This window comes from Snodgrassella sp. M0351 (assembly GCF_016100575.1).
Lineage (GTDB): Bacteria > Pseudomonadota > Gammaproteobacteria > Burkholderiales > Neisseriaceae > Snodgrassella > Snodgrassella alvi.
The window spans coordinates 1,541,402-1,555,655 of record NZ_JACFSG010000001.1 but is presented as its reverse complement, the minus strand read 5'-3'; the positions used below and the strand labels follow the sequence as shown (position 1 = coordinate 1,555,655).

At 35.6% G+C, this 14,254-nt stretch carries 12 protein-coding genes and 1 tRNA gene; 5 read left to right on the top strand and 8 right to left on the bottom strand.

Going from position 1 to position 14,254, the window contains the following annotated elements; genetic code table 11:
* Positions 1-4: 4 nt before the first annotated feature.
* The 5 genes from lptB to H3V01_RS06890 are packed head-to-tail and all read right to left on the bottom strand — an operon-like array spanning position 5 to position 3,372.
* Positions 5-748, bottom strand: coding sequence for an LPS export ABC transporter ATP-binding protein (lptB, locus tag H3V01_RS06910; RefSeq protein WP_078475710.1), 744 nt, complete (start codon positions 746-748; stop codon positions 5-7).
* Between the two features lie 9 nt (positions 749-757).
* Positions 758-1,261, bottom strand: a complete 504-nt coding sequence (lptA, locus tag H3V01_RS06905; protein ID WP_037392713.1) for a lipopolysaccharide transport periplasmic protein LptA — start codon at positions 1,259-1,261, stop codon at positions 758-760.
* On the bottom strand, positions 1,242-1,826 hold the full coding sequence (gene lptC / locus H3V01_RS06900; protein ID WP_084547647.1) for an LPS export ABC transporter periplasmic protein LptC: 585 nt from the start codon (positions 1,824-1,826) through the stop codon (positions 1,242-1,244). The genes lptA and lptC overlap by 20 nt, the downstream gene beginning before the upstream one ends.
* A complete protein-coding gene (kdsC, locus tag H3V01_RS06895) occupies positions 1,823-2,356 on the bottom strand; it encodes a 3-deoxy-manno-octulosonate-8-phosphatase KdsC (protein WP_370570125.1) in 534 nt (177 codons plus the stop codon). The genes lptC and kdsC overlap by 4 nt, the downstream gene beginning before the upstream one ends.
* 41 nt (positions 2,357-2,397) lie before the next feature.
* Entirely contained in the window at positions 2,398-3,372 is a 975-nt protein-coding gene (locus H3V01_RS06890; protein ID WP_198186337.1) for a KpsF/GutQ family sugar-phosphate isomerase, read from the bottom strand.
* Between the two features lie 206 nt (positions 3,373-3,578).
* Between H3V01_RS06890 and tal the strand changes: the two genes are divergently transcribed.
* Positions 3,579-4,634, top strand: a complete 1,056-nt coding sequence (gene tal / locus H3V01_RS06885; RefSeq protein ID WP_198186336.1) for a transaldolase — start codon at positions 3,579-3,581, stop codon at positions 4,632-4,634.
* A 507-nt stretch (positions 4,635-5,141) separates the two neighbouring features.
* Here tal and H3V01_RS06880 read toward each other — a convergent pair.
* A complete protein-coding gene (locus tag H3V01_RS06880) occupies positions 5,142-6,848 on the bottom strand; it encodes a formate--tetrahydrofolate ligase (RefSeq protein ID WP_198186335.1) in 1,707 nt (568 codons plus the stop codon).
* Between the two features lie 367 nt (positions 6,849-7,215).
* Here H3V01_RS06880 and H3V01_RS06875 point away from each other — a divergent pair, with 367 nt between their 5' ends.
* From H3V01_RS06875 to H3V01_RS06860, 4 genes are read left to right on the top strand one after another with little or no spacing between them, the layout of a single operon-like run.
* A complete protein-coding gene (locus H3V01_RS06875) occupies positions 7,216-8,457 on the top strand; it encodes a hypothetical protein (protein ID WP_198186334.1) in 1,242 nt (413 codons plus the stop codon).
* Positions 8,457-8,924: a three component ABC system middle component gene (locus H3V01_RS06870; protein WP_198186333.1), complete on the top strand. Its 468-nt coding sequence runs from the start codon at positions 8,457-8,459 to the stop codon at positions 8,922-8,924. Before H3V01_RS06875 ends, H3V01_RS06870 begins: the two co-directional genes overlap by 1 nt.
* A complete protein-coding gene (locus H3V01_RS06865; protein ID WP_198186332.1) occupies positions 8,921-10,765 on the top strand; it encodes a DUF3732 domain-containing protein in 1,845 nt (614 codons plus the stop codon). Before H3V01_RS06870 ends, H3V01_RS06865 begins: the two co-directional genes overlap by 4 nt.
* 4 nt (positions 10,766-10,769) lie before the next feature.
* The gene (locus tag H3V01_RS06860; protein ID WP_198186331.1) at positions 10,770-11,813 is read left to right on the top strand and encodes a nucleoid-associated protein; all 1,044 of its coding nucleotides are present in this window, start codon (positions 10,770-10,772) and stop codon (positions 11,811-11,813) included.
* Positions 11,814-12,242: 429 nt separating this feature from the next.
* Here H3V01_RS06860 and H3V01_RS11265 read toward each other — a convergent pair whose 3' ends face one another.
* Together H3V01_RS11265 and H3V01_RS06850 are read right to left on the bottom strand one after the other, a co-directional pair.
* Positions 12,243-13,823 (bottom strand): phosphoethanolamine transferase, encoded by a 1,581-nt coding sequence (locus H3V01_RS11265; protein WP_198186330.1) that lies wholly within the window; start codon positions 13,821-13,823, stop codon positions 12,243-12,245.
* Between the two features lie 316 nt (positions 13,824-14,139).
* Positions 14,140-14,214, bottom strand: a tRNA-Arg gene (locus H3V01_RS06850).
* Positions 14,215-14,254: the final 40 nt, after the last annotated feature.

Below are 14,254 nucleotides of genomic sequence, written 5' to 3'. Positions count from 1 at the left end.
GCAGTTAATACTCGAAATGCTCACCCAGATAAACAGCGCGTACCTGTTCATTATTAACCAGCTCTTCCGGTACACCGGAAGCCAGTACACTACCCTGATTAATAATATATGCACGGTCACAGATGCGCAGGGTTTCACGTACATTATGGTCAGTAATCAGTGTGCCGATACCACGCTGTTTCAGGAAAGAAATCAGATTCTGAATATCAATCAATGCTATCGGATCAACGCCGGCAAACGGTTCATCAAGCAGAATAAAACGTGGATTGATAGCTAGTGCCCGCGCAATTTCGACTCGACGCTGTTCACCGCCAGACAGGGAACGTGCAACATTGTTGCGCAAGTGCTCAATATGCAGGTCGGCCAGTAGCAGTTCCAGCTGTTCGGCTCGTTTTTCCGGCGGATAATTAATTTCCAGAATAGCATTGATATTCTGGGCTACTGTCATTTTACGGAAAATTGATTGTTGTTGGGGCAGATATCCCAAACCCAGACGAGCCCGCTCATAAACCGGACGATGAGTAATTTCCTGCCCATCTAGCATAATATTGCCGCTATCAGCCGCTATCAGGCCTACAATCATATAGAAGCTGGTGGTTTTACCGGCACCATTCGGACCAAGCAGTCCGATTACTTCGCCACTGTTGACTTCCAGTGTGACATCGTTAACTACCTGACGCTGTTTAAAACTTTTTTTTAGACCGCTGACACGAAGCTGACTTGGCGGCACAGTAGGCATTACATTCATGAGTATGGATTATTTCTTTTTCTGTTGCGGTTGGATAATAACGTGTACCCGGCCTTTAGGCGCGCTTTTAACGGTATAAACCTCAGTATTGGTGTTATAAACAATTACTGCACCGCGTGCCATATCACCACCACGGTTTACCTGAGCATTACCAGTAATCGTAACAATACCGCTCAGGCTTTCATAATGTACATTATCTCCGTGACCGGTTACCATGCCATCTTTTTCCAGCTGCTGTCCGAACGTAGCAGGCTTGCCATCAGCAATAATTGTCTGGTTACCGGCATTATCCTTATGCGCAGTGATACGGGCTGCATTCATATACATACTGCCCTGCCGCATTTTTACATTACCGGTAAATACGGTTGTTTGATTCTGTTTATCCAGAGAGCCTTGATCGGCTTCAATCTGAATAGGTTGCTGCCGGTCACTTTCCAGTGCCCATGCATGCATACTGCCGGCAAGCAGACAAAAGACTGCTAAAATTTTGCCGTTAATGAGAGTGCGGGTCATAAATAATCGCCTTTACGCGTGCGGGTAAATTCAGAAAGCCGCGTTGTTTGTCGTATTCGAAACCTTGTGATGTACCGTGAGATATACCATACTGGTAAGAAACCTGTGCATCAGTTTTGATAACCTGAGTTTGTGTATCAACATGTAATACACTGGTTTCCAGCTGTCCTGCCGGTTCATTTCCCACCGGATTTTTGTGCCAGACTACCTGTCCCAGTAAATCTACCTTACGGCTGTCGGTATAGTATTGTCCGGTATTGGCCTTAATACGATAAAGTTCAGCACCGTTTTTATATAATCCCATATTGGGATTATCGATATAAATAACAGTTTGCTGCGGAAACTGCCGGGCAGCAGTGGCGTGAATAGTTTCACTTAACTGGCCGTGCTCATCATACCGTTCACCGTCGATTAAATTAATCACATATTTAGGCTCTTTCGGATTCAGAGGAACTTCCACTGTCTTGATATCAGTAATCCGGTCTAGCCAGAAGCTTATGCCGCCAAGTGCTACTGCCAGAATCAGCGGGAATGCCCAGTTACTGCGGCTGCGAATCACATTCATGCCAGATACTCCGCCATATCCTGAGCCAGAAAGCCCTGTGCATCCAGTAATAAATCACAGACTTCACGTACTGCACCGGCTCCGCCGGGCGCACGAGTAACATAATCAGCATGCTGTAACACCAAAGGATGAGAACCGGGTACTGCAACTGCCAGCCCGCAATGTTTCATAACCGGTAAGTCTACGACATCATCGCCGATATAAGCACATTGCTGCTCATCTAAATTAAGCTGCTGTAATAATTGCCGATAACAGCTGCGTTTATCCGAAATACCTTTGAAATAATGTCCGATGCCAAGCTGCTGTACCCGGATACCGACAGAGGGTGCGTCGCGTCCGGTAATAATTGCCGTTTGAATGCCGTGGCGGTGCAACATCTTCAATCCGTGGCCGTCAAGTGTATGGAATGATTTGATTTCCTCGCCGTTATCACGGATAAAAATACGACCGTCAGTCAGTACGCCGTCTACATCCATAATAAACAGTCTGATTTTCCGGGCAGCTTCAACCACCGCACTGGCAGACATAATCGTATTCATCGGCATTCCTCAGTCATAACATTCTCACGCATTTAAACAATCCGTGCCTGTAATAAATCATGCATATTCAGTGCACCAACCGGACGATTATTTGCATCAATTACTGCCAGCCCGTTTACATGATTCTCCTGCATGATTTTCAGGGCTTCCGTCGCCAGCCGGCCGGCAGTGATGGTTTTAGGGGTATGTCCCATTACATCGGCCATCAGCCATTCCTTTAATTGCTGGTTATCCTGAAATAAACGGCGTAAATCACCGTCTGTAAATAAACCGCAAAGCTCTCCGGCAGTATTGACTACCAGCAGCATTCCCAAACCTTTTTCACTCATGGTAACAATGGCTTCACGCAAAGGCGTATCTTCCTGTACCAGAGGCATATCTTGGCCGCCATGCATAACATCAGCCACCGTTAACAACAGGCGTTTACCCAAACTGCCGGCAGGATGGCTTAGCGCAAAATCTTCAGGTGTAAACTGGCGTGCACGCAGCAGTGCCACCGTAAGCGCATCACCCAATACCATTACCGCCGTCGTACTGGATGTTGGAGCCAGCCCTAACGGACAGGCCTCCTGTGATACATGTGCGCATAAATGGATATCCGCATGTTTCGCCATACTCGAACTGGTTTTACCAGTTATACAGATCAACTGCACATGCTTACGTTTGATGGCCGGTATCAGCGCCAGAATTTCCTCGCTTTCACCAGAATTGGATAATGCTATCAGCACATCGCCATCAACAATCATACCCAGATCGCCGTGTCCTGCTTCAGCCGGATGTACAAAATAAGCCGGTGTACCAGTAGACGCCATCGAAGCGGCAATCTTACGCCCGATATGACCGCTTTTGCCCATACCGGTGATAATCACCCGTCCGTGGCAGTCGAGAATTGTGGTTACCGCCTCAGCAAAATGCTCATCCAGACTATTGGCAACTTCACGTATCGACTGCTCTTCAATAGCAAAAACTTCTTTACCCCAGCCTAAATATTTATCCTGTAAATTCATAACATCATCAGCAGTAATAATAAGCAAACGAAAACACAATAAAGTTAACCGGATTATAACCTGATACCGGTTATTTTGTTTGCTTCGGAACTTGTCAAATTACACCATCCTCGTTAGAGTAATCCATAATTCATGAATAACCAGTTTAATCGATTGATTAACCTTAATAAAACATATCTAACGTATATTTACTATAAGGAAATAATATGGCCGTATTAGCACAAGTCAATACATTGGGGCAGCAAATCTGGCTGGATAATCTTTCCAGAAACCTGATTCAGTCAGGTGAACTGGCACATATGCTTGAGGCGGGTATCAGTGGCGTGACTTCCAATCCGGCCATTTTTCAAAAAGCCTTTGCCAGCGATACCCTTTACCAGAATGATATTAACCAGCTAAAACAGCAGCCACTGTCCCCTAAACAGCGTTATGAACAACTGGCCGTAGCCGATGTACAGGCTGCATGTGATGTCTGTCTGCCCTTGTATGAACGCAGTCAGGGTAAAGCCGGATTTGTCAGCCTTGAAGTGGCGCCAGATCTGGCCGATGATGCTCAGGCTACCGTTACCGAAGCCCAGCGACTATGGGAAGTTCTTAACCGACCCAATGTCATGATAAAAGTACCAGCAACAGACAGCGGAATACAGGCATTAACCACACTGGTTGCACAGGGCATTAATGTTAACCTGACCCTGCTGTTTTCTAAAACCCAGCTTAGCAAAGCATGGCAGGCACACGCTGCCGGCATTCGCCAGCGTCTGGCACAAAATCTGCCGGTTAACCGTATTCAGGTAGTCGCCAGCTTTTTCCTGTCCCGCATTGACAGCGCTCTGGACATCACGCTGCCGGAATCTTTGCAGGGTAAAACCGCCATTGCACTGGCCAAAACAGCTTATGCGGAATGGCAGGAATTTATCCAGAGCCGTGAATTTACCGATCTGGCAGCACAGCAGGCAGCACCACTGCGTTTGCTATGGGCATCCACAGGGACTAAAAATCCGGCGTATTCCGATGTTTGCTATGTAGAAAATATTATTGGTGCTGACACCATTAATACCGTACCCACCAACACGCTTAATGCCTTTATCGATCATGGACATGCCGATGCCACACTGACACAGGATGTACAGCAGGCTAAAAACGTACTGATTGAAATTCAGAAGCTGGGTATTAATCTTGAATCCCTAGCAGTGCGCTTACAGCAAGAAGGCTTACAACAGTTTGTGGATGCATTCGATGCATTACTGCAACCTCTGGCTTAAACGGAATAAATAAAACACAACAGACATACGGAAATCTGAATTGTGGCTTACCGGTTAGACTTATCAGAATAATCGGTAAGCTTTTTATAATTTTAGATTAAAAAAAGCATATTGAAAATACATTTGTAATATAAAACTTAAAAAATATTAATTTAAATGATAAATCACACTTGATAATTTAAAATATAGATAAATGAATTAATTTTTAAATTTATATTTAATAATTTTCAATTTTAAAATTAATAATAATAACTATAATTTATAATCTAAACATAAATAATAATCAGAACAATACCATATAAGCCGCGCTGAATTAATCTTAACCTTATAATCGGTATTGCAGCCAGCTTTTGGCCATAAGCCATAATCTTTATCCAAGGCTCAGATGTGTTCATGGCTGCTGAATTCAGACTAATATACATAAAAATGCCACAAAAGCATAAAACTCTTGTGGCATAAGCATGAATTGTCACTCAGCCGGCAACCGACCGGCAGCTCTGTTAAATTTTAATGTAAACCGACAATATTGCCTTCAGCATCAATATCAATCTGTTGATAAGCAGGCAGAGTACCCAGCCCCGGCATAGTCATCACATTACCCGCATATACACGAATAAAGCCCGCACCGGCCGATACCTGTAAACGGGCAATTTCAACATCAAAATCTGTCGGAACATTTTTCAGATTCGGGTCTGCACTGATAGATAATGGTGTTTTCACCATGCATAACGGTAAATGATCAAGCTTAAGCTGCTTGATTTCTTCAATATTCTGCAAAGCCTGTGCCGACAGGTTAGCCTGACGCGCGCCGTATTTCTTCACCATGGTCTGAATTTTTTCCGGCAGCGGCATATTGTCAGCATAGGGCAGAGTAACCGAATTTTCTTGATTGCAGGCAGCGACCACATGCTGAGCCAGAGCCTGAGTACCCGCACCACCCTGAGTAAACGCATCACTGATTTCACATGCATAGGCACCGTGTTCCAGCGCATACTGGCGTACAAAATCCAACTCTTCCTGATGGTCGTACGGGAAGCGATTAATAGCCACAATCACAGGCAGGCCATAGCTTTTCGCATTCTGAATGTGCCAGCCCAGATTAGCACTGCCTTCAGCCAGCAGTTCAACATTACACTGAGTAACTTCTGCCGGTAACGGCTGACCCGGCTTAATATTAAACCGGCCGCTATTTGATTTCAGACTGCGTACCGTGGCTACCAATACAACGCATGAAGGTGCCACACCTGTCTGGCGGTATTTAATATTAAAGAATTTCTCCATGCCCATATCAGAGCCGAAACCAGCTTCTGTTACCACATAATCCGCCACTTGCAGGCCGACCATATCCGCCAGCACCGAAGAATTACCATGAGCAATATTGGCAAACGGTCCTGCATGAATCAGTACAGGAGTCTGTTCTGCTGTCTGCATCAGATTCGGATTAATCGCATCTTTCAGTAACACCGTCATCGCACCGGCTACCTGAAGTTTTTCTGCCGTAACCGGATTGCCCTGAGTGTCATAAGCCAGAATACTCCGCCCGATACGCTGGCGCATATCCTGTAAATCCGTCGCCAGAGCCAGAATCGCCATTAATTCGGAAGCAGCAGAAATCTCAAACCCGTCTTCACGCTCCACACCATTAACACCACAGCCCACACCTACTTTAATCCGGCGTAATGCACGGTCGTTGTGGTCGATTACCCGTTTCCAGACAATCCGGTTTTTATCAATATTCAGCCGCGGCAGCTTGGTTTGTGCCGTAAATTCCTCGCCCAGATGTTCTTCATGGTATAAGCGTGCATCCAGAGCCGCAGAGGCGAGATCATGAGCCGCTGTAATAGCGTGAATATCACCGGTTAAATGCAGATTCAGCTTTTCCATCGGCAAAACCTGTGCCTTACCGCCGCCGGCTGCCCCGCCTTTTACCCCGAATACCGGTCCCAGACTGGGCTGGCGAATACAGGCAATTGCTTTCTTACCGATAAAGTTCAGCCCCTGACTCAGCCCGATAGTGGTTACTGTTTTACCTTCTCCCAGCGGTGTCGGGGTAATAGCCGACACCAGTACCAGCTTGCCCTGTTTGCTATCCGGCTGAATCACCTTTAAATCAACTTTGGCTACTTCACGGCCGTAAGGAATAAGGTATTGTTCGGGAATGCTGCTGTTGCGGGCAATTTCGGTGATGGGGAGTAGGGATGTACAGAATGTCATGGAGCATTTCCTTAGTACGGATTATAAAATATTGTAGATGAAACAGAATAATTGTAAGTTGATTTTCATAAACCTGACAAAATAAATGGTAAAGTAAATTGCGAAAATAACTTATCATCCGGTTAATAATGAAAATTTTAGTTTGTATGAATTTTTATAAAAGGCTGATTTTAATAAATGTTGTTTTTATAATACAATAAAGCCATGTATGAAATAACATATAATATAAAATAATCATTTATAAAATTTGTAAATAATTTGAATGAAGTTTTTAAAAAATACCATTTTTTAAACCTATATGTACAAATTAATATAATTTTAATATTATTAATTATTTTATTAAATTAGGTCTATTTATATCCTGATTATGAGTACTTTTTCACAAGCTAATAAAGAAATTTTAGAAGGTCAAAAGGCAATAGGTTTTGATTATCAATTTGATTATTTTGTTTTTCGAGCTTTACAATTAAAAGAAGATGAAAGTATTGGTTATGAGGTTTTGGATGATGTCCACTTAGAAAAAGCAGATGGGACTACAATTTTATTTCAATTGAAGCATTCTTCTCAAAGAAAACAAGATGGTACAATCAAAAATCTCACTGATTTAGATAATGATTTATGGCACACACTTTATAACTGGGCAAATAAAATAAATACAATAAAAGATTTTTTAGATAGACATTCTTTTGTGTTAGTAAGTAATAAAAATGAAAATTCAAATGGTAATCAATTTATTGATTTACTTTATGATTTTAAGAAAAATGGTAATTTGAGAGAAGCTAGAGATGAAATCGAGTTAATATTAAAATCTACTAACTCTGAAAATATTAAAAGAGAAATTTACTCAGTACTTAATTTATCTGATAAATCACTTGGGGACTTTTTACGCAAAATCCAAATTGATCTAAACGTAGATGACATCATTGCTAAAAGTAAAAAATGTTTAATTGATTATCATATACAAGAAAAAGATGTAGATAAATTCTACGAACATTTATTTTCTCAATTGAAGAGAAATTCATTTGAACAAATTAAAGCAACAGGAAAATTTATACTTACTAAAACTCAATTTAGCATAATCTATAATCAGATTCATTCCTCTACTATTAGTAAAATAAAACTTCCAAAAAGAGATTTTGGCAAAATAGAACCCCCTGCAAATTTAGAAGAATTAAATTTTGCTAAGCAATTAATTGATATCAAAATGGTTAGTATTGCTTCTCTCAAACAAAAAACAAAACTAATTCAATACTGTGTTGAAATGCTACATACAGATAAATATATAAAATTTTGGCTTACGGATTCGGCTATTACTTATGCTGATATACAAGATTATAAAGATGAATGTGTTAGACTTTATAATAATATATTCGATAGACGCTACCGAAATATTGATTTTAAGTGTAATTCGGGAACAAATATTAATGAATTAGAAGAAGAAATTAACGATACCGGTGTTCAAATCGTATACGATGTTAGAGAATTAAATGTGAAAATGTCAAATTATGATTCTCAATTAAGTATAGAATTTAGTAATGGTTTTTTTTGGTTGCTTTCTAATAAATTAGAAATTGGATGGCATTATGACTGGCAGAATAGGTATAAATAATGAAAGATTTTTATTATATATATAATAATGAAGCTTTGGCATGTTGTGTGTTTATTGCAGCATTGAATCATTGTCAAACTTTTGATATAGCCCGTTCGTGTCTTTTGTTGCCATTAGTTTTTGACCAAAGAATGGTTAATTATTTTAATATAAAAAAAATAGATATGAAAAATCTGCATATACTACAGCAATTAATTGACGATAAGCCACATGTATTTTTATCTTTTAATTCCAGATATAAAATGCTTTTGCCAGTTTGTATAAATTCATTAATTATATTGTCAAAATATAATTTGATTGAAATCGGTAAAAATATAAATATAATAAAAAAAGGGGCAATTACATTTGAAAATACAGAGTTAGGTGAGCGATTTAATAAAATTAGTAAAGTGATTCCTAAAATTATTGATATAATGAGTTTATACTCTACTGATAAATTATATAAAATTTTGAAAATACAATTATGAAATTTATTCTTCATGAAATTAAATTATGGTTTAAAGATAAAAAAGCTACATCAAAATCTTACTATTTTTTGCCAAATAAAATAAATGTTATTACAGGGGATTCAAATACCGGTAAAAGTAGTTTTCTTAATATTATTGATTACTGTTTACTTTCAGATCAGGTTAAAATTGCAATGCCTATCATAAAGGCAGTTGATTGGTTTGGTATAAATTTCACTATTAACAATGAAAATGTATTTATTGCACGAAGAAGTGCTAATAATGGAATTTCTTCAATTGATGTATTTTTTGGTAAAAATTCTTTTCCTGAAATTCCGTATAAAAATTCGGATAGACAGGAAATACAAAATTCTTTGAATGCAGCGTTTAATATAACTCAGGAATTAAAGGATATTTTAAATATTTCCTATAGAGATTTTTTACTATTTAATTCTCTAACGGAAAATATAATTGCATCTCAAGAATTGTATTTCGATACAATATATTTTGAGCAAGAATATCCAAGAATGGATTATATAACTAAATTAAAAACAATATTTAATTTTATAACTGGTATAACCACTCTAGAAAACATCAAAACTGAAAAAGAGTCAAACGAAATTCAGGAATACATTAAAAAATTTGAAGATAAAAAAAGAAGAAATAATAACAATAATATTAAATATAAAAATGATTTAATAGAAATTTTGGATGAATGTAAAAAATACAAGCTTCTTGATGAATCTCTCAATTTTGAAACAGTTGATGAAATTATTGAAGCTATTGAAAGTATTATACCTGATATTAATATTATTGATAATAATAATGTTTTGAAAAAAATTGATAAATTGAATAGTAGTAAGAAAATTTTGCAAGATCAATTATTTATAATTAAAAGATATAAAAAGGAATTAAATAATTATCGTAATAATTTAATTAAATCTGCAGATAGTTTACAACCTATTGATTTTTTATATGATAATTTATCAGACCAAATAATATATCCTTTAGAAACACAGGAGTTTTTAGAATATTTAAAAGTATCATTATTGGATATTAAAGAAAAAACAAATAGTAATAATTTTATTCCTAATAATATTATAAATGAGATTACTTCTATTCAAGAAGAGATAAAGCTAATCGATAATGAAATTATTCAAGAAAATAAAAAAAATAAAAATATTCCCTTAGAAAAAAATTATAACTGTTTTATCTTAGGTAATATAAAAGGAAAACTAAACAACATTAAACAGTTTTATACTAGGAAATATGTTAATGTTAAAGAAGAAACATTAGCAGATAAAAAGAAAAAAAATATAGAATTATTGGATGTTTTGAAAAAAATTAGTACAAATAAAGAAGAGAAAATAAATAAATTAAATATGTCAATTCAATTCTATTATTCTCTGTATAACTCTATACCTGTTTACAAAAATTATGTAACTAAATTTATAGTTGAAGAAATGTCATTGAAATTATATCCATCAAATGATATGTTTCCAATAGGTAATCTAGGTAGTAAGTCTAATTTCATGTTTATGCATTTATATTTTTATCTTGGATTACATACTTATTTGCTAGATAATGAATTTTCTTATTTACCACAATTTTTATTTATTGACCAACCGAGTATTCCCTATTATGAAGGCAATGATGATAATTTAAAACTTTCCCATGCTTTTAATTTACTTAATAAATTTATTGATATAGTAATAAATGAGAAAAACACAGATTTTCAAATATTTATGGTAGAACATGCTCCTAAAGAAAATTGGGAAAATACTCTTATTCATTTCCATACAGTTGATGAGTTTTTAAATGGTGTTGCTTTAATACCTCAACAATTAATTAAAAATGATTAAATCGATGCGTAATATTCATTTAGGTAGTTTTGAAAAATTGGTTATACATTATATTGGCAACAAAAGTAGTGCGGATGGTGTACGATTATGTGATGAGTTAAGTAATTATAAAAATGTCGAAGAAATTCTTAATAAATTGATTACTTCCAATTTTAAATTTGATGAGTTGTATCAGTTTCATTTTTTTCCTGATTTAGAGCTCAATCCGGTTTATGCCATTATCAAAGCCATGTTTGAGCATACAGATATTGATGATTTTATTAATCAGTCAAAAAATATGGGGCGTTATCTGTATGAAAAAAGTAATCATCCGCAAATTAAGCCCGGTGAATTGGGTGTATTTTATCTTGCGGACTGTACGGTAGATGATGAAGTAGTGGATTGTATTGGTATTTTTAAATCAGAAAATAAGCAGAGAATTCTGAAAGTTGAAGACCGGCAGAATGGTTATGATTTAGCTGATATTGAAGGATTAAGCATTCAGAAACTGGATAAAGGCTGTCTGATTTTTAATCTGCATTCAGAGCAGGGCTATCTGGTTGCTGTTGTAGATAATACCAACAAACATGCAGAGGCCAAATACTGGACTGAGGATTTTTTAAGTATCAGACCTGTTAATAATGAATATCATCAGACTACTCAGATTATGGAAACAGCCAAGCAATTTATTGCTCAGACCATGGATGCTGATGATGAGGCGAGTAAATCAGAAAAAATCGGTTTGCTGAACAGGTCTGTTGATTACTTTAAAAATAATGAGCAGTTTGATTTGCAGGAGTTTGAGCAGCGGGTTTTTGCAAATGATGATTTGATTCAGCAATATCAGGATTTCAGTCAGAATTATGTGCAGGAAAATCAATTAGAACCGGTTAAAAGCTTTGCTATTTCTCCCAAAGCGGTAAAAAAGCAGGAGAAATATTTTAAAAGCGTGGTGAAGCTGGATAAAAATTTTCATATCTATATCCACGGTGGTAAAGATATGATTGAAAAAGGGCGGGATGAAGACGGGCGTAAGTTTTATAAAATTTATTACCAGCAGGAAAAATAGTAAACCTAACTTATTTAGTATTTTTGATTGTCTGCAAGAATGACGATAAGTCTGACAAAATAATGTCAGACTTATCGTGTTTGTTTACAAAGAGAATAACTCTCTAATAAAAATTTATTTACCAAAAATATTACTAAGCGTGAAATAAGTATATTGATAAAATTATTAAAAAATTTATGGTAGTAAAAGTGATTTTACTCTTATCAGCCTGCAACTGAATATAAGTTTATGCAGAAAGTGGTTTCTAACCAATGAAAACAAAAGCTGGTTTCGGTAACATTAGAAATTGAAAATCTTCGAATCTAGCAGAAAATGCAGCTATTCTTATAGCAGAAAAAAATTAATTCAAAATTTTTAATCAATAAATTTCTATGAATGTATGACTAAATTAGCGATATTAATATATCCGTGAATGGAACTTATTTATTATTATTGTTTTATATTTATACTAGCCGAATTAACTTCAATATCAGTTATGGGAGGCTGATTTTTTACTATATCAGAAAGATGTCTATATTTTTTCCAGTAAATAATCGGATTAGAATTATCCGGAAGTTTATCAGCATACTGGAAGGTATAATTCTCATTCGTTACATTTGTTTTTATATTAATGAAAGTAGAGTAAAAATCAATTAGATTTAATCCGCTAATCGCTTTTTTTACCAGAATATGTTTTTTTTCATCCGGGGCTAAATAAAACAATGGTACCTGATATTCTTGTAATAAACTCAGATCATGAAAAACACGATCTGGTTCAACCGATAATCCGTGATCTGAAAAATACATTAATTTATATTTTTTTCCTTTCATAAGTTCTGTAAGTTTTTTTATAAATAAATCTAATTTTTCAATGCTTGCCACATAGCAGTCAGCTTGATTATTTAGTTTAAAATTTGATTTAAAATCATTAATTTGCGAGCATATTGGTTCATGAGAGCCCATCATATGTACAAAAACTACTTTTTTGTTACTGTTTTTGTTTATTACTTCCGAAACAATGGGTAACATATGATCATCATCATTAAAGTTAGTATAGTATGGACCTTTTTTTAAAAATTTGGATTTATCAGTTGTACCAGCTAATGCAGAAAAAATATTATCTCCATATTCACTTGTGCCCTGATTGCTAACCCAGTAAGTCTCATACCCGGATTTTTTTGCTAAGGAAACGAAATTAATTTTCCAGTCAATCTTATTTTTTTCAGGATAGGCTTTAAATAAAGTTCTAGTTAAGGATTGTTCTGTATTCGGACCAGCAGCCACTAATCCATCAATAAAAATTCCATTGGCTGTATTTAAAAAAGGAGTTGTATTGAGAGGGTAGCCATATACGGATAAATAATCTTTTCGTACAGATTCACCGATTACGACTAAAAATATTTCAGTATTATCATCTTCATTTAACCGACTTACCCGGATATTGTTATTATTACTGCCAATATATTTTTTCATTTCTTCATGTATTGAATTTATTTCTTGATATGCAGATATGATGTTTTTTAAAAATGCACTATCATTTACTTCCAGCTGCTGATAAGAAATGCCGAATAAAGTTATTATATAAAAGAATATAAAGCTTATTACTGAGACAAATTGTGAAATTTTATTTTTCTTAATTTTTTGTGTTTTTATAATTTTATTTAAATAATAAATTAAACCTTGAATAAATATAAATACTACAGTAATTAAAATTTGCTGTTTAACAGCCATGAGATAACCAATAATTTCAAGTTTATTAGTTTGTAATAGTGGCATTAATAAATCAGCTGTTGGTTTGCCGTAATTTATCCCTGTAGGAAAATAAAATGATAATACGGAAAACGTAACTAACAGACTTATTAAAGTAAATTTATTTGCCGAACTTAATATGTAACAACCTAAAAATAATAATCCAGTAGAAATAACTGTATGATCAAAATCATAGTAATAACCTAAACCATATATAAGAGCTAAAGTAGATATAATATATAAAATAGGTAATAAAACTAAGGCTGTTTTTCTGGTTATCACTCACATACCCCAATTATTTATTTAAAGCAGCTAGGTAAGAAATTTTGCTATGTGCTTAAATAGTTTATTGATTTGTATTATGAAAATAATATTTGATTTCACTAAGCTGTTAATATTGGTTCTTAATGATAAATTCTTCTATCATATTAGAAATATTATAATAAAGTTTTAGGTATAGTTCTCCGGTTTTAATTGAATCATAATCCATTTGTTAATAAGCGACTTGTAAATAGTACATTGATAATATATATAAACACAGAGTAGAGATGATATTTTTTAATGTGTCTATATCTAAGATGTATAAATTACAATTCTTTGGTCCCGCCGACAGGAATCGAACCTGTATCGCACGCTTAGGAGGCATGTGTTCTATCCGTTGAACTACGGCGAGACTTTTTAAAAACAGAGCTATGGCTGAAATCTGCCATAGC

Coding starts and splice junctions, on each gene's coding strand:
- lptB (WP_078475710.1), bottom strand. CDS start 748: ATGAATGTAATGCCTACTGTGCCGCCAAGTCAGCTTCGTGTCAGCGGT.
- lptC (WP_084547647.1), bottom strand. CDS start 1,826: ATGAATGTGATTCGCAGCCGCAGTAACTGGGCATTCCCGCTGATTCTG.
- lptA (WP_037392713.1), bottom strand. CDS start 1,261: ATGACCCGCACTCTCATTAACGGCAAAATTTTAGCAGTCTTTTGTCTG.
- H3V01_RS06860 (WP_198186331.1), top strand. CDS start 10,770: ATGCGTAATATTCATTTAGGTAGTTTTGAAAAATTGGTTATACATTAT.
- H3V01_RS06875 (WP_198186334.1), top strand. CDS start 7,216: ATGAGTACTTTTTCACAAGCTAATAAAGAAATTTTAGAAGGTCAAAAG.
- H3V01_RS06880 (WP_198186335.1), bottom strand. CDS start 6,848: ATGACATTCTGTACATCCCTACTCCCCATCACCGAAATTGCCCGCAAC.
- H3V01_RS06865 (WP_198186332.1), top strand. CDS start 8,921: ATGAAATTTATTCTTCATGAAATTAAATTATGGTTTAAAGATAAAAAA.
- tal (WP_198186336.1), top strand. CDS start 3,579: ATGGCCGTATTAGCACAAGTCAATACATTGGGGCAGCAAATCTGGCTG.
- H3V01_RS06870 (WP_198186333.1), top strand. CDS start 8,457: ATGAAAGATTTTTATTATATATATAATAATGAAGCTTTGGCATGTTGT.
- H3V01_RS06890 (WP_198186337.1), bottom strand. CDS start 3,372: ATGAATTTACAGGATAAATATTTAGGCTGGGGTAAAGAAGTTTTTGCT.